We start from the raw sequence: 14,437 nt of genomic DNA on the forward strand, positions 1-14,437 counted from the left end.
TGAAGGTCTCGGTGAGGATTGGTGGAAAACTGTGGGGCCTATTGGGCCAGGGATGGTTCCAGGGGCCCGGATGCCGGGGCGGAGGCCGCCACGGTGCTTGGGGTGGTGATGCCGGCCAGGATGAGGTCGGCGGCTTCGCGGACCGCGCCGTGGCCGCCGTTGGTGGAAAGGCGGTGCCGGGCCGCGGCGTGGACCGAATCGCGGGCGTCGGCCACGGTCAGCGGCCAGCCGACCTGGCTCATGGCGTCGAGGTCGTTCACGTCGTTGCCCAGGTAGGCGACGCGTGCCGGGTCCAGGCCGCGCTCGGCGATCCATTGGTTCAGCACGGTGGCCTTGTCGGTCACGGATTGGGCGACGTCCACGCCGAGCTTGGCGGCCCGGGCGGTGACCACGGGGTTGGTTTCGGTGGAAAGGATCAGCAAATGGATTCCGGCCTTCTTCAGCAGTGAGATGCCCATGCCGTCGGAACGGGAGACCCGCACCGCCTCGGTGCCGTCCTGGCTGAGGTAGGCGGTGTCTTCGGTGTGGACGCCGTCGAAGTCGGTGACCAGTGCGTCCACGTCGATCCCTGCGGCGGGCGTGTTGCCTGACAGCCGCCAGCGGGCCAACTCCAGGTCCGCCTCGGTGTCGATGTCGATGCCGTGCTCCTCGGGAACCCGGGCCAGGGCCAGGGACCCGAAGAAGCGATGCTCAGCCTCCAGGAACCCGGCGGTGTCCATGACGTAGAACGCCCCGGTTTCGCGGAAGCGCGGCTCGCGGTCCTGCCGGCGCGGACGCCGGGCAGCGTCGTGGCCGCTGGCATGGGCAGCACCGGTCTCGTCGCAGCTCCAGTGGAACCCGTGGTCCGGGACCACCGCGAAGCTCACGTCCGCCGCTCCGCTGGCGACCGTGGTGATGGCCCCCTGCAGGTCCGCCGGGTCGATGACCGGCGAGGTGCATTGGATGAAGACGGTGATTTGGGGGAGTACGTCCAGGGTGCCCAGGGCGTGCAACAACACCGATTCGCTGCTTGCGGTATCACCGGCGATATCTGCCGGGCGGTCGATGACTGTCGCACCGTGGGCCAGGGCCTCGGCCTTGATCTCCGGGTGGTCCGTGCTGACCACGACGTCGAGAACTGACGGCGTGGCAAACGCGGATTCAATGGCCCGTGCCAACAAGGTTTGGCCGCCGATCCTGCGCAGGTTTTTTAGCTTGATCCCTTTCGATCCTCCACGTGCCGGGATGATGACCAGGGTTTTTGCTTCACTGTTCGTGCTCACAACCAAAGACGCTATCGGCGCGAATCAACCAATTGGCCGCATTCAGGTTAACGGCAGGCGACAACTGCAAGGCCAATGGGTGCGGGGCTGTTGGGGCATGGACGTAGAGTGGCTCCATGAGTGGATGCGAGGACCGAATATCGCTGCGTGGCTTGGTGCTTTCCGATGCCGCCACCATGGCGCAATGGGCAGGGGACCCGGAGTTTTGCCGCGCCGCGGGATGGTCGACGGACCTGGAGCCGCGGGCCCACCTGGAGTTCCAGCGCGGAATCGTGCTCGATCCCCCGGCCGACCTGGTGCGGCTCGGAGTCGAGTTTTCCGGTGGCCTGGTCGGCTACGTGGACCTTCACGGCATCGAGCCGCGGCGTCGCGAGTTGGGGTTCTTGATCGGGGAACGCCGGCTGTGGTGCAGGGGACTGGGGCGCAGGGCCGCCGCCGCGGCCCTGGAGCACGGTTTTGTCCGGTTGGGCCTGGATGAAATCTGGGCCGAGGCACTGGAAGCGAATGCTGGTTCGCTGCGCATATTGTGCGGACTCGGCTTCAGGTCCACCGGTACGGGGGACACGGAGGAGTTCTTGGGCGTTCCCGGAGTGTACCGATGCTTCGCGCTTTCCGCTGGGGAGTGGGCCGCTGGAGACGGGGATCCCGCGCTGTACCTATGATGGAAAGGACCGGTGATTCGTCGACAGCAAGGAACAACGTGAGTGACAAAGTGCTGGCAGACCCGCTGGCCTTGGAGAACCAGGTCTGTTTCGCCCTGTCGCTGGCCTCGCGCAGCGTGATTGCGGCCTACCGGCCGGTCCTTGAACCGTTGGGCCTGACCCACCCGCAGTACCTGGTCATGTTGACCCTGTGGGAACACGAACCGCTTTCGATCAAGGAACTGAGCGCGCTGCTCCATCTGGACCCGGGCACGCTCTCGCCGCTGGTCAAGCGGATCGAGGTGCTGGGGTACGTGCAACGCAGCCGCAGCGCAGTCGACGAGCGGATCCTGCAGGTCGTCCTGACCGAGAAGGGCAGGGCCGCGCGCGAGGTGGCCCTCGAGATCCCCAAGGAGATGATGCGGCGCCTGGACATCGACGTCGAGGAGCTCAATGCGCTGCACGGAACCATGAAGAAGCTCATTGACGCCGCCATGAGGTCCCAGCACTAGGCCGCTATGTTCTACCAGGGCCGGGATCCGGCCAATTAGTTGGTGCACCAATCATTCGAATACAATTGAAGATAACAGCCGCACGTCCGCGGAGAATCCGTCACGCAGCAGCGAACCGGATCCCCACAGAAAGAGACTGAAAACCATGAGCGACAAGAGACTGCCCATCGTCAAGGACACCACTGGGCTGAGCCTCGTCTACCGGGCCCTGTGGCGCCTGCAGTTCGTGGGGTTCTTCTTCTTCGGCCCGGCAGAGCTTCCCCCGCACCGCGACCCGAAGGAAAAGCTGAAGCGCGAGCGCGCCCGGAAGGTACTTGCCGCGCACGAAGCTGCCGGAACCCAGGCACCCGACGAGGTCATCGCAACCGCCAACCGCTGATCCGCGGATTTCGCGCAACCCACAGCTCGACGCAGGGGAAACGCAACTTTGTGCATGCTTTGTTGAGCCTGCGCTGCACCGGCGGCAAAACCTCAAGAGTGGCCCGAAGGCCCTTGAGCCGCCTGCGGAAAGCTTGGCGCAAGTTTGCAAAAAAGATGCTCCCTTCCTTGCAGTTCAACTCGGAGAGTTGATCCTGCACCGGCCGCTGGGGCCGGCGCAGGACTTTTCGAGGATTGCACCATGAACAAGATGACCAAAGGCGCACTCGCAACCGGCCTCGGCGTGGCCCTGCTGCTTGGCGGAGGCGGAACACTCGCCGTCTGGAACACCACGGTTGAAGCCAACGCCGGGAAGATCGTCACCGGCGACCTGCAGCTGACAGCGGGCCAGGGGACGTGGAGCAACGCTTCCGGCCAGGCAATCGACCCCGCCACCTACAAGGTGGTCCCGGGAGACGAGCTGCGCTTCTCCCAGCCGGTCACCGTGAAGCTCACGGGAGACCAAATGCGTGCCTCCCTCACCGTCTCCGACAAGCTCGCTTCGTCGGCCTCCTACCTAAGCGTGGCGAACCCGGTCCTCACCGATGGACACGGTGCCACCGTTCCCGCTGAACTGCTCCCGGCATCCAGCGGCGTCTACACCGCCTCGGTGCTCGTGACGTTCCCGGCATCGACCACGGGCACCACGGGCGCCGAGGCCACCAACGACCTGGGCAAGATCGGCTTCAAGCTGGAGCAGAAGGCCCCGACGAGCCCCACTCCCTAGGCAACGAGGCAAATCCGGAACGCCGGGGCACCGCAATGGGGACAAGAACCGTACTGAAAGCCGGGGCGCTTCTGGCCATCGTCGCCATCCTGGGCCTTGGCGCCGTACAGGGCACACTGGCCGCCTGGAATACGGCGTCCGCCTCGAAAACCCAGACCGTCACCACCGCCCGGTTCTCCCTGTCCATCAAGGCGGCGGACGCCGCGGCGCAACAGCTGTCCGTCTCCGGGCAGGAAGTGTCGCTGCCCGGAGCCACCGGCCTGTTGCCCGGAACTTCCCGCACCACGGCCCTGACGCTGACCAACACGTCGGACGCGGGCAGCGGGTTGCTGGCGGCCACGGTGGAGGTCGGGAGCCCCAGGGCTTCGGGGGCCCTGGCGGCCTACCTCGGCACCGAGATCTACCGCGCCCAGGGCACCGATTGCTCGGTGGCCGCCACGCCAAGCCAGCTGAAACTGGCCCAGGGCAAAAGTACCGTGCTGTGCCTGCGCACCACGCTGGCCGGCAACGCGCCCGCAACACTCGGGAGAGCGGGCGCGAAAATCACTTTTTCCCTGGGTTCCACCCAATACCCCTGATCCACCCGGCCACGAATTCAATGAGGTTCCCCGCCATGACCCGGCATCCTTCGTCACCCCGACCTTCTTCCGCTTCCACGCCCCTGCGCCGGGCGGGAACCGCGGCCAGCTTCGTGCTGCTGGTGGCCGCGGCCCTGGCCGCGCTGGTGCTCGTCGTGGTTCCGCTGCTGACCGGATCCCAGACCTACTCCGTGCTGACCAGCTCCATGAAGCCGAACTACGGTCCCGGGACCCTGCTGGTCGTCAAGCCCGCACCCCATGAATCCCTGAAGGTGGGCGACGTGGTGACCTACCAGGTGGAATCCGGGCGCCCGGATGTCATCACCCACCGCATCGAGGCCCTCGCCGCCGACCAGGACGGCCACCGGACGCTGGTGACCAAGGGAGACAACAACGACGTCGCCGACGAGTTGCCCGTTACCGAGGTGCAGGTCCGCGGAAAGCTGTCCTATGCCGTCCCCTATGCCGGGTTCGCGGCCAATTGGCTGGGCACCCAGGACCGCGGCGCGGCCGGCCGGATTGCCGCGGCGGGACTCATCGGGTACGGGGTGCTCACCATGATCCTCGGTCTGCGTGCCCGCCGGCGCGCGGCAACAAACAACGCCGCATCCCGCGGCCCAGACAAGGTTCCGGCATGAGGGCCGGGCGCGTGCCGGGCCTGCGCCCGGCGGTCATCGCCTTTGCGGCGGCGGTGGTCCTGGGGCTAGGTGCCACCGGTGCCCAGGCGTTGTGGTCGCTGGGGGGCACCGTCTCCACCGACGTCACGGCGGGCGCCTGGGCACCGCAGGGTGTCGTTGCCGCGATGGTGTCCTGCTCCCGCACGGACGGCAGCTCCCATTCGGACCTGACCCTTGCCTGGGCCGCGGTGGATGCCTCCGGGTATTCGGTGAAGGCGGTCCGCAACGCGGTGGCCGTGGCCGAGACCACCTCGGCAACCACCGCCACGCTGCGCCTGCCACGCACCTCGTTGCAGGGCAAGGACACGTTTGCCGTGAGCATCACGCCCAGCGCGTCCGGGCTTGAGGGTCCCGCGGCGCACATCGACGCCGTACTGGCCCCTGCGGCACAGGGTGCAAGGGTCGAGTGCACGCCGGCCAAGTAGCCGGCCGCCAGCACCGGGCTACGCGCCGATGTAGGCGGCCAGGTGCTTTCCGGTCAGCGTGGAGCGATCCGCCACCAAATCCGCCGGGGTTCCCTCAAAGACGATGCTGCCGCCGTCGTGGCCGGCGCCCGGGCCCAGGTCGATGATCCAGTCCGCGTGGGCCATGACCGCCTGGTGGTGCTCGATCACGATGACCGACTTGCCGGCTTCGACCAAGCGGTCCAGCAGGCCCAGCAGCTGCTGGACATCGGCCAGGTGCAGGCCCGTGGTCGGCTCGTCCAGGACGTAGGTCCCGCCCTTCTCGCCCATGTGCGTGGCCAGCTTCAGGCGCTGGCGCTCGCCGCCGGAGAGCGTGGTCAGCGGCTGGCCCAAGCTCAGGTAGCCCAGGCCCACCTCGACCAGCCGGGTGATGATCTTGTGCGCGGCCGGAAGCTTCGCCTCTCCCTGCGCGAAGAATTCCTGTGCCTGGGACGCCGACATCGCCAGCACCTCGGAGATGTCCTTGCCGCCCAGGTGGTACTCCAGCACCATCGAATCGAAGCGCTTGCCTTCGCACTCCTCGCAGGTGCTCGAGACCCCGGCCATCATTCCCAGGTCGGTGTAGATGACCCCGGCGCCGTTGCAGGTGGGGCAGGCACCCTCGGAGTTCGCGGAGAACAAAGCAGGCTTCACGCCGTTGGCCTTCGCGAACGCCTTGCGGATCGGCTCCAGCAACCCGGTGTAGGTGGCCGGGTTGGAGCGGCGCGAGCCCTTGATCGCTCCCTGGTCCACCGTGATGACTCCCTCGCGGCCGGAGACCGAGCCGCGGATCAGCGAGCTCTTGCCCGACCCGGCGACACCGGTCAGCACCGTGAGCACGCCCAGCGGGATGTCCACGTGCACGTTCTTGAGGTTGTTGGTGTTCGCCCCGCGGACCTCGAGCGCTTGGCTGGAGGTGCGGACCTTCTCTTTCAACTTCGCGCGGTCATCCAGGTGGCGTCCGGTGATGGTGTCGGAAGCGCGCAGGCCGGCAACGGTGCCCTCATACATGAGCTGCCCGCCGGCGGATCCGGCCTTCGGGCCCAGGTCCACCACGTGGTCGGCGATGGCGATGGCCTCGGGCTTGTGCTCGACGACCAGCACGGTGTTGCCCTTGTCGCGCAGGGCCAGCAGCAGCTCGTTCATGTTGTCGATGTCGTGCGGGTGCAGCCCGATGGTCGGCTCGTCAAAGACGTAGGTGACATCGGTGAGCGAGGAGCCCAGATGGCGGATCATCTTGGTGCGCTGCGCCTCGCCGCCCGAGAGAGTGCCCGATGGGCGTTCCAGGGACAGGTAGCCCAGTCCGATGTCCACGAAGGAATCCAGGGTGTCGCCGAGCGCGTCCAACAGCGGGGCGACCGAGGGCTCGTTGAGCCCGCGTACCCAGGCGGCCAGGTCGCTGATCTGCATGGCGCAGGCATCGGCGATGGATTTGCCCTCGATCTTCGAGGTGCGTGCGTGCTCGGCCAGGCGCGTGCCGCCGCAGGCGGGGCAGGCGGTGAAGGTGACGGCGCGCTCCACGAAGGCTCGGATGTGCGGCTGCATGGCCTCGAGGTCCTTGGCCAGGTGCGACTTCTGCAGTTTCGGGATCACTCCCTCGTAGGTGAGGTTGATGCCCTCGACCTTGATTTTGGTCGGCTCCTTGTACAGCAGGTCGTGCAGCTCGGCCTTGGTGTACTTGGCCAGCTTCTTGTCCATGTCGAAGAACCCGGAACCGGAGAAGATGCGCCCGTACCAGCCGTCCATGGAGTACCCCGGGACGGTCAGGGCGCCCTCGGCCAGGGACTTGGACTCGTCGAAGAGCGCGGCGAGATTGAAGCCGTTGACCTGGCCGCGGCCCTCGCAATCCGGGCACATGCCGCCGGTGATGGAAAAGGAACGCCGTTCCTTGATCTTCTTCCCGCCCTTTTCCAGGGTGACGGCGCCGGCACCGGAAACCGAGGGGACGTTGAAGGAGTAGGCCTGCGGGGAACCGATGTGCGGTTGCGCCAGCCGGGAGTAGACGATGCGCAGCATCGCGTTGGCGTCGGTGACGGTCCCGACCGTGGAGCGCGGGTTGGCGCCCAGGCGTTCCTGGTCCACCAGGATCGCGGTGGTCAGCCCCTCGAGCGTGTCGACCTCGGGGCGGGCGAGGGTGGGCATGAAGCCCTGCACGAAGGCGGAGTAGGTCTCGTTGATCATGCGCTGGGACTCGGCGGCGATGGTGCCGAAGACCAGCGAGGACTTCCCGGAGCCGGAAACCCCGGTGAAGACCGTCAGGCGGCGCTTGGGGATCTCGACGCTGATGTCCTTGAGGTTGTTCACCCGGGCCCCACGCACGCGGATCACCTCGTGGCTGTCCGCGGCGTGCACCGCTGCTGGCTTGTTGGCGGTCATCTCGCTGGTCATCGCTTTTCCCCTTAGTGCCGATTCCGCGTCGGCGGAACTCCCGTGCCTACACTATCGCCCCGGTGCCGGCTTGGGCTTCTTGAAAACTGCTGCACCGTACCGAATCCTGCCTGCAGCCGCTCAGCCGAGTTCCGGCAACCTGGACAGCAATGCCCGGGCCGCCTCGGTCGGATCGTCGGCATCGGTGATCGCGCGCACCACCACGATGCGCGAGGCCCCGGCCGCTACGACCTGTTCCACATTGCCCAGGTCAATCCCGCCGATGGCGAACCACGGCTTGGCCGTTCCCAGGGACGCGGCGTGCTCCACCATTTCCAGGCCGACCGCCGCACGACCGGGCTTGGTCGGGGTGGCCCAGAGCGGGCCGACGCAGAAGTAGTCGGTGTTCGCATCGGCGGCCGCCGCGGTGATCTGCGCGGGATCGTGGCTCGAGAGCCCGACGATGGCCGAAGGGCCCACCAGGGACCTGGCGGCGCGCAGCGGCAGGTCCTTCTGGCCCACGTGGAACACCGGCGCACCGGAGAGCAGCGCCAAATCCGCGCGGTCGTTCACCGACCACAGCTTGCCGGACTGCTCGGCCACCTCGCGCAGCACGCCGAGCAATTCCAGTTCCTGTGCGACATCCAGGGCCTTGTCGCGCAGCTGGATGACGTCGACCCCGCCGGCATAGGCTGCGCGCAGGAAATCGGCGAAATCCCCGCGCTCCCTGCGCGCATCGGTGCACAAATACAGGCGGGCGGAGGCGATCCCCGGGGCGGTCAAGACGGCTGCGGTGTCATCTGTGGCGGTGATGTGGCTCATATCCCCTACACTAGCTTCTGTACCGCGGGAGCCAGGAAAGCTGGCTGAGAGGGCGCCGATTGCGCCGACCGACAGACGCCGCCCGAACTCCGGGGGCGTGGAACCTGATCCGGCTCATACCGGCGTAGGGAAGGAGACCTCGATGTCGTGCACCGTGCCCGACCCCCTAAATGCCCACGACTTGTCCACCGACGTGGCCGTCATCGGCGGCGGAATCATCGGCCTGGGCATCGCCCTTCAAGCCCAGCGTGCCGGGCACCGCGTCACGCTCATCGACCCGGCCCCCGGAACCGGGGCGACCTTCGCCGCCGCGGGCATGCTGGCCCCGGTCAGCGAGCTGCACTACCAGGAAGAAAACCTGCTCCCGTTGACCCTGGCCTCCGCGGCGCTCTGGCCCGGCTTCATCCAGGCACTGGCCGACGACGGGTACCCGGAGACCGGATTCCGCTCCACTCCCACGCTGGCCCTGGGCGCGGATGCCGCGGACCGCACGGCGCTTGCCGACCTGCGCGAGGCCCAAACCCGCCAGGGGCTCGACGTGGCGCCGCTGACCATCCGCGAGGCCCGGAAACGCGAACCGCTGCTCTCCCCGAACCTCGGCGCCGCCCACCTGATCACCCATGACCACCAGGTCGACCCCAGGGCCGTGGCGGCGTCCATCGAAGCCCGACTGGTAGCCGCCGCTAGGGCGGAGGGCCGGGGCCAGGGCCAAACCGTGGTGAGTGCCCGGGCCACCGCCCTGCTGCACGAGGACCCGTTCGACACCCGGTCCCGGACCTGCGGGGTGCTGCTGGATGACGGGCGGGTTGTCCGCGCCCGTGAGGTCGTCGTCGCCAACGGAATGGGTGCCGCGGGCCTCGGCGGCCTGCCCGAGGGGCTGGTTCTGCAGCTGCGCCCGGTGCACGGGGACATCCTGCGGCTGCGCGTCCCCGCGCACCTGCAACCGCTGTGCACCGCCACGCTGCGCGGGATGGTCCGCGGGTTGCCGGTCTATGTGGTTCCGCGCAACGACGGCACCGTGGTCATCGGCGCCAGCTCCCGCGAGGACGGCTCGGCCGGCGTCAATGCCGGATCGGTGCACCAGCTGCTGCGCGACGCCCAGGTGCTGCTGCCCGCTGTCGCGGAACTCGAACTCATCGAAACCACCGCCCGCGCCCGCCCCGGAACCCCGGACAACGCGCCGCTGTTGGGCCGCGTCGCGGCAAGCGACGGAACAGAGGTGCCCGGGCTGGTCATCGCCACCGGGTTCTTCCGGCACGGCGTGCTGCTGACCCCCATAGCCGCCCTCATCACCACCCAATTGCTGGCAGGGGTGCGCGATCCCGCCTGGGACCGCTTCCGCCCCGACCGCTTCTCGCCCGCACTGCAACCCCAGGAGATTCCATGAGCACCATCCAACTCAACGGCGCCACCCACCCGCTGGCCGAAGGCACCACGCTGTCCCAGCTGGTCGCGACGGTCACCGGCCGCGAGCTGCTTCCCACCGGCAAGCCCGCTGACGGCGGCCGGCTCGGCGTTGCGGTGGCCCGCAACTCCGGGATCGTCCCGCGCAGCCAGTGGTCGGCCACGGCACTCGAACTCAATGACGACATCGAGATCGTCACCGCCGTCCAGGGCGGCTGAAACACCCCCGTATTTGACCCCGACGTTTGAGAAGGAATCGAAGCACCATGACCCAAACACTCACGCAAACCGACCCGCTGGTCATCGACGGCATCCCCCTGGGCTCCCGGCTCATCATGGGCACCGGAGGGGCACCGAGCCTGGACGGGCTGGGTGCCGCACTCGTGGCCTCCGGCACCGAGCTGACCACCGTCGCCATGCGCCGCTACAGCGCACCGGCCGCCGGCTCCACCGGGGGCACCAACCTTTTTGACCTGCTGATCGAGAACAACATCCGCGTGCTGCCCAACACCGCCGGCTGCTTCACCGCCCGCGAGGCGCTGATGACGGCCGAGCTGGGGCGCGAGGCCCTGGAAACCGACTGGGTCAAGCTCGAGGTGATCGCCGACGAGCACACGCTGTTGCCCGACGCCGTGGAACTCGTCGAGGCCACCGAGGCCCTGGTGGCGCGGGGCTTCAAGGTCTTCGCCTATACCAACGACGACCCGGTGCTCGCGCTGCGCCTCGAGCAGCTCGGGGCCGCGGCCGTGATGCCGCTGGGCGCCCCGATCGGCACCGGGCTGGGGATCCTGAACCCGCACAACATCGAATTGATCGTCTCGCGGGCCTCGGTGCCGGTCATCCTGGACGCCGGGATCGGCACGGCCTCCGATGCCGCGCTGGCCATGGAGCTGGGGTGCGACGCGGTGCTGCTCGCCTCGGCGGTGACCCGTGCCCAGGACCCGGTGGCCATGGCGCAGGCCTTTAGACATGCGGTCATTGGTGGAAGACTGGCGGCACAAGCAGGGCGCATCCCGAGGCGCACCCACGCCTTGGCATCCTCCGCCATGGAGGGACGCCCGGATCTGTAAGAACCGGAACTCGAAGGAGCACATCATGCCCGCAAAAGACGTTCTGACCACGGAACAAGTACATGCCAACCTCACCGCGCTGCCGCAGTGGCGCTACGGCCAGGGAGCGCTGCGCACTGCGCTGAAGTGCGAGTCCTCGGCCTCGGCGCTGTCGTTGTTCGCCACCATCGGGGCCCTGGCGCAGGAAGCCAACCACCACCCGGACGTCGACTGGCGCTACAACACATTGTTCATCACGCTGACCTCGCACGACGCCGGCAGCAAGGTGACCGCACGCGACGCTGCACTGGCCCGCTCGATTTCGGCCGAGGCGACCAGCGCGGGGGCCGTCGCGAAGCCCGAGCTCCTGCACACCGTGGAAATCGCCATCGACACCGACGACGTGGAGGCCATTTCGGAGTCCTGGCGCCTGGCCCTGGGCTACAAGCGGCAGGAAGACGGCAGCATCACCGATCCCTTCGGGCGCGGGCCGGGCATCTGGTTCCAGAAAACCGCCACGCCCAATGCCAACCGCCTGCACCTGGACATCACCGTGCCCTTCAGCGAAAGCCCGTCGATCCTCGACGGGCTGGAAGCCACCGGGGCGAGCCTCGACCATGGGGCGGCACCCAGGTTCGTGGTGGCCACCGATGCCCAGGGGAACCGCTTCTGCGTCTGCACGGAAAAGGGCCGCGAAGCCTACTGACGACTGCATTGCCGTTTCGGGCCAAGCCGGAAGGCCATTGATGTCCGAAAAATCAGTCATTGGCAACGGTGGCCGATTCCTTTCCGCGCCCGGACGAAAATCATTTCACATCGTTAACATTGCCGAACAAGGTAGGTTTCATTGACACAATCTTTTCTCGAAAGCAGCATTCTTTCGTTGCCGCCGTTGGTGGAACCGGGACCGGCGCTTACCAACGAGGAGCTTGAACGCTACTCCCGCCATGCACTCATGCCGCAGATCGGGCTGGAGGGACAACGCCGGCTGCGCAACGCCAGGGTGCTGGTCATCGGCGCCGGCGGACTGGGATCGCCCGCATTGCTGTACCTCGCGGCCGCCGGCGTGGGAACGCTGGGCATCATAGACGACGACACGGTGGAACTGAGCAACCTCCAGCGGCAGGTGATCCACGGGGTGGGCGACATCGGCCGCACCAAGCTGGATTCGGCCCGTGACTCGATTGCCGGGCTGAACCCGGGCGTGAATATCGTGCTGCACCCTGTGCGGCTGGATTCGACCAACGCACTGGAGATCTTCGCCGGCTACGACGTGATCCTGGACGGAGCGGACAACTTCGCCACGCGCTACCTTGTCAACGACGCCGCGGCGCTGCTGGGCAAACCCTACGTGTGGGGTTCGATCCTGCGCTTTGACGGACAGGTGAGCGTCTTTTGGGCCAAGCACGGCCCGAACTACCGCGACCTCTACCCGGAACCGCCGGCCGCGGGCACGGTTCCGTCCTGCGCCGAGGGCGGGGTCTTCGGGATGCTGTGCGCCTCGATCGGGGCGATCATGGTCACCGAGGCGGTCAAGCTGATCACCGGTGTCGGTGAAACTCTGCTGGGCAGGCTGCTGGTTTTCGACGCGCTTTCTTCGCGCTGGCGCGAGCTGGGTATCGCCAGGGACCCGGAGGCGGAACCGATCACCGAACTGGTCGACTACGAGATCTTCTGCGGACTTGGCGCAAGCGACGATGCGTCGGCCAGAGACCATGACATGGTCTCCGTTGACGGGTTGGCCGAACGGCTGGGCAGACGGGATGCGGGGGAGGAGGACTTCGTGCTGCTCGATGTGCGCGAACCGGTCGAGTTCGAGATCTCGCGCATCGAAGGATCCGTGTTGGTTCCACTTGCCGGCATCAAGGACGGGACCGCGCTGGAGCGGATCCCGCGCGGCGTGCCGCTGGTGGTGCACTGCAAGTCAGGCGTGCGTTCGGGGCAGGCGCTCGAGGGCCTGGTCGAAGCGGGCTATACCGACGTGGTCCACCTGGATGGCGGGATCGATGCCTGGCTGAGGGCGGAAAGCCGGGTGCGGACCTAGGTTGGTTCCAGCTCGGCGCGCAGCACCGCGATGTGTTCGGTGATCTTGAGTTGTTCGCCCTGCGTCCACCGCCGGGCCTGCATGTCAAGCACGGCGCGCGTCTGGATCTCATCCATGCCCAGGAGGTTCACCACCGCGGTGCGGGCCTCGTCCTGGGTTTGGGCTGCTTCGATGGCGGAGAACACTTCTTCGCGCCGCTCGAAGGCCTGCACCATGGCTTCAAGGATGTGCAGCTCGGCGCGGGTCTTGTCTTGCGGGTCCTGTTCCATGTGGCCATCGTGCCATGGGCGCGTCGCCCCAGCGCACCCCTGGTGCCGCGTTGCGGGCGACACGAGGGTGGCGTGGGGAAGGCCGGTGATACGCGCGGCGTGGATCAGGCCAGGGTGGCCGTGTCGATCACGAAGCGGTAGTGCACATCCGAGGCGAGCACCCGCTCGTAGGCCTTGTTGATGTCCTGGGCCGCGATGACCTCGACCTCGGCGGCGATCTTGTGCTCGGCGCAGAAGTCGAGCATTTCCTGGGTCTCGCGGATGCCGCCGATCATCGATCCGGCAAACGAGCGCCGGCCGGTGATCAGCGAAAACACGTTGACCGGCAGCGGCTCGGCCGGTGCGCCGACATTGACCAGGGTGCCGTCAAGGGCCAGCAGCTGCAGGAAGGCGCTGATGTCGATGCCGGCGCTGACGGTGTTGACGATCAGGTCGAAGGCGCCGGCGAGCACCTCGAATGTTTCGGGGTTTTGGGTGGCGAAGTAGTTCTCGGCACCGAGCCTCAGGCCGTCTTCCTGCTTCTTGAGCGTCCGCGACAGCACGGTGACCTCTGCGCCCATGGCGTGGGCGATCTTGACCGCCATGTGCCCGAGCCCGCCGAGCCCGATCACCGCGACCTTCTTGCCCGGGCCCGCACCCCAATGGCGCAGCGGGGAGTAGGTGGTGATGCCGGCGCACAGCAGCGGAGCGGCGACGTCGAGTTCCAGCGCGTCGGGGATGTTCACCACGAAGTCCTCGTTCACCACCACGGCCGTGGCGTAGCCGCCCTGGGTGGTGGTTCCGTCGACGTCCGTGGCGCCATAGGTGCCGATGTTGCCCAACAGGCAGTACTGCTCCTCGCCGGCGCGGCAGTGGATGCACTCGCGGCAGGAGTTGACCATGCAGCCAACGCCCACGCGGTCGCCCACGGCGTGCCGCGTGACCGATGCGCCGACCTCGGTGACGATCCCGGCGATCTCGTGCCCCGGGACCAGCGGGTATTTCTGTGGGCCCCATTCCCCGCGCACGGTATGGATGTCCGAGTGGCAGATGCCGGAGTACTTGATACCGATCAGCACATCGTGTTCCCCGACCTCGCGGCGGTCGATGCGGGTGGGGACGAGGTCTTCCGTGGCGGACGGTGCGGCGTAGGCGTTGACTTGAAGCATGGTTCTCCGTAGTGCGATAGAAAGGTTTTCACTGCGGGACGGATCCTGTGCGGGCCCGTGCGTACCCGCCGCCTGGC

At 67.4% G+C, this 14,437-nt stretch carries 17 protein-coding genes; 12 read left to right on the plus strand and 5 right to left on the minus strand.

Annotated features, from left to right (window positions below; genetic code table 11):
• Window positions 1-38: 38 nt before the first annotated feature.
• Window positions 39-1,262, minus strand: coding sequence for an acylneuraminate cytidylyltransferase (locus J2T21_RS14845; protein ID WP_307582279.1), 1,224 nt, complete (start codon window positions 1,260-1,262; stop codon window positions 39-41).
• Window positions 1,263-1,378: 116 nt separating this feature from the next.
• Here J2T21_RS14845 and J2T21_RS14850 point away from each other — a divergent pair, with 116 nt between their 5' ends.
• From J2T21_RS14850 to J2T21_RS14880, 7 genes are all read left to right on the plus strand, one after another.
• Window positions 1,379-1,924, plus strand: coding sequence for a GNAT family N-acetyltransferase (locus J2T21_RS14850; RefSeq protein WP_307582280.1), 546 nt, complete (start codon window positions 1,379-1,381; stop codon window positions 1,922-1,924).
• 38 nt (window positions 1,925-1,962) lie between these two features.
• On the plus strand, window positions 1,963-2,415 hold the full coding sequence (locus J2T21_RS14855) for a MarR family winged helix-turn-helix transcriptional regulator (protein ID WP_307582281.1): 453 nt from the start codon (window positions 1,963-1,965) through the stop codon (window positions 2,413-2,415).
• Between the two features lie 145 nt (window positions 2,416-2,560).
• Window positions 2,561-2,794 carry a hypothetical protein gene (locus J2T21_RS14860; protein ID WP_071213631.1) on the plus strand — a complete coding sequence of 78 codons (234 nt, stop codon included), beginning with the start codon at window positions 2,561-2,563 and terminating at the stop codon, window positions 2,792-2,794.
• Window positions 2,795-3,034: 240 nt separating this feature from the next.
• The gene (locus J2T21_RS14865; RefSeq protein WP_307582282.1) at window positions 3,035-3,559 is read left to right on the plus strand and encodes an alternate-type signal peptide domain-containing protein; all 525 of its coding nucleotides are present in this window, start codon (window positions 3,035-3,037) and stop codon (window positions 3,557-3,559) included.
• A gap of 35 nt (window positions 3,560-3,594) precedes the next feature.
• Entirely contained in the window at window positions 3,595-4,137 is a 543-nt protein-coding gene (locus J2T21_RS14870) for a hypothetical protein (protein WP_307582284.1), read from the plus strand.
• 35 nt (window positions 4,138-4,172) lie between these two features.
• Window positions 4,173-4,775 (plus strand): signal peptidase I, encoded by a 603-nt coding sequence (locus J2T21_RS14875; protein WP_307582287.1) that lies wholly within the window; start codon window positions 4,173-4,175, stop codon window positions 4,773-4,775.
• Window positions 4,772-5,239, plus strand: coding sequence for a hypothetical protein (locus tag J2T21_RS14880; RefSeq protein ID WP_307582289.1), 468 nt, complete (start codon window positions 4,772-4,774; stop codon window positions 5,237-5,239). The genes J2T21_RS14875 and J2T21_RS14880 overlap by 4 nt, the downstream gene beginning before the upstream one ends.
• Before the next feature lie 18 nt (window positions 5,240-5,257).
• Here the strand turns inward: J2T21_RS14880 and J2T21_RS14885 are convergent, their stop codons facing one another.
• Together J2T21_RS14885 and thiE are read right to left on the minus strand one after the other, a co-directional pair.
• Entirely contained in the window at window positions 5,258-7,645 is a 2,388-nt protein-coding gene (locus tag J2T21_RS14885) for an excinuclease ABC subunit UvrA (RefSeq protein WP_307582290.1), read from the minus strand.
• A gap of 120 nt (window positions 7,646-7,765) precedes the next feature.
• On the minus strand, window positions 7,766-8,446 hold the full coding sequence (gene thiE, locus J2T21_RS14890; protein WP_307582291.1) for a thiamine phosphate synthase: 681 nt from the start codon (window positions 8,444-8,446) through the stop codon (window positions 7,766-7,768).
• 142 nt (window positions 8,447-8,588) lie between these two features.
• Between thiE and thiO the strand changes: the two genes are divergently transcribed.
• The 5 genes from thiO (at window position 8,589) to moeB (ending at window position 12,943) form a co-directional block, all read left to right on the plus strand.
• Window positions 8,589-9,833, plus strand: coding sequence for a glycine oxidase ThiO (gene thiO / locus J2T21_RS14895; RefSeq protein WP_307582292.1), 1,245 nt, complete (start codon window positions 8,589-8,591; stop codon window positions 9,831-9,833).
• Entirely contained in the window at window positions 9,830-10,069 is a 240-nt protein-coding gene (gene thiS / locus J2T21_RS14900; RefSeq protein WP_307582293.1) for a sulfur carrier protein ThiS, read from the plus strand. Before thiO ends, thiS begins: the two co-directional genes overlap by 4 nt.
• A 47-nt stretch (window positions 10,070-10,116) precedes the next feature.
• Window positions 10,117-10,920 (plus strand): thiazole synthase, encoded by an 804-nt coding sequence (locus J2T21_RS14905; protein WP_071213638.1) that lies wholly within the window; start codon window positions 10,117-10,119, stop codon window positions 10,918-10,920.
• Between the two features lie 25 nt (window positions 10,921-10,945).
• Complete coding sequence (locus J2T21_RS14910; RefSeq protein ID WP_307582295.1) at window positions 10,946-11,605, plus strand: 4a-hydroxytetrahydrobiopterin dehydratase; 660 nt, start codon at window positions 10,946-10,948, stop codon at window positions 11,603-11,605.
• A gap of 141 nt (window positions 11,606-11,746) precedes the next feature.
• On the plus strand, window positions 11,747-12,943 hold the full coding sequence (gene moeB / locus J2T21_RS14915; protein ID WP_307582296.1) for a molybdopterin-synthase adenylyltransferase MoeB: 1,197 nt from the start codon (window positions 11,747-11,749) through the stop codon (window positions 12,941-12,943).
• Here moeB and J2T21_RS14920 read toward each other — a convergent pair.
• Both J2T21_RS14920 and J2T21_RS14925 read right to left on the minus strand, forming a co-directional pair.
• Window positions 12,940-13,212 (minus strand): DNA gyrase subunit A, encoded by a 273-nt coding sequence (locus J2T21_RS14920; RefSeq protein WP_307582298.1) that lies wholly within the window; start codon window positions 13,210-13,212, stop codon window positions 12,940-12,942. The two genes, moeB and J2T21_RS14920, sit on opposite strands and share 4 nt — an antisense overlap.
• A 104-nt stretch (window positions 13,213-13,316) precedes the next feature.
• Window positions 13,317-14,360, minus strand: a complete 1,044-nt coding sequence (locus tag J2T21_RS14925) for an NAD(P)-dependent alcohol dehydrogenase (RefSeq protein WP_307582299.1) — start codon at window positions 14,358-14,360, stop codon at window positions 13,317-13,319.
• Between the last annotated feature and the right edge of the window lie 77 nt (window positions 14,361-14,437).

This window comes from Paeniglutamicibacter psychrophenolicus (assembly GCF_030812255.1).
GTDB lineage: Bacteria > Actinomycetota > Actinomycetes > Actinomycetales > Micrococcaceae > Paeniglutamicibacter > Paeniglutamicibacter psychrophenolicus_A.

Coding starts and splice junctions, on each gene's coding strand:
- J2T21_RS14850 (WP_307582280.1), top strand. CDS start 1,379: ATGAGTGGATGCGAGGACCGAATATCGCTGCGTGGCTTGGTGCTTTCC.
- J2T21_RS14860 (WP_071213631.1), top strand. CDS start 2,561: ATGAGCGACAAGAGACTGCCCATCGTCAAGGACACCACTGGGCTGAGC.
- J2T21_RS14865 (WP_307582282.1), top strand. CDS start 3,035: ATGAACAAGATGACCAAAGGCGCACTCGCAACCGGCCTCGGCGTGGCC.
- J2T21_RS14870 (WP_307582284.1), top strand. CDS start 3,595: ATGGGGACAAGAACCGTACTGAAAGCCGGGGCGCTTCTGGCCATCGTC.
- J2T21_RS14875 (WP_307582287.1), top strand. CDS start 4,173: ATGACCCGGCATCCTTCGTCACCCCGACCTTCTTCCGCTTCCACGCCC.
- J2T21_RS14880 (WP_307582289.1), top strand. CDS start 4,772: ATGAGGGCCGGGCGCGTGCCGGGCCTGCGCCCGGCGGTCATCGCCTTT.
- J2T21_RS14885 (WP_307582290.1), bottom strand. CDS start 7,645: ATGACCAGCGAGATGACCGCCAACAAGCCAGCAGCGGTGCACGCCGCG.
- thiE (WP_307582291.1), bottom strand. CDS start 8,446: ATGAGCCACATCACCGCCACAGATGACACCGCAGCCGTCTTGACCGCC.
- thiO (WP_307582292.1), top strand. CDS start 8,589: ATGTCGTGCACCGTGCCCGACCCCCTAAATGCCCACGACTTGTCCACC.
- thiS (WP_307582293.1), top strand. CDS start 9,830: ATGAGCACCATCCAACTCAACGGCGCCACCCACCCGCTGGCCGAAGGC.
- J2T21_RS14905 (WP_071213638.1), top strand. CDS start 10,117: ATGACCCAAACACTCACGCAAACCGACCCGCTGGTCATCGACGGCATC.
- J2T21_RS14910 (WP_307582295.1), top strand. CDS start 10,946: ATGCCCGCAAAAGACGTTCTGACCACGGAACAAGTACATGCCAACCTC.
- J2T21_RS14920 (WP_307582298.1), bottom strand. CDS start 13,212: ATGGAACAGGACCCGCAAGACAAGACCCGCGCCGAGCTGCACATCCTT.
- J2T21_RS14925 (WP_307582299.1), bottom strand. CDS start 14,360: ATGCTTCAAGTCAACGCCTACGCCGCACCGTCCGCCACGGAAGACCTC.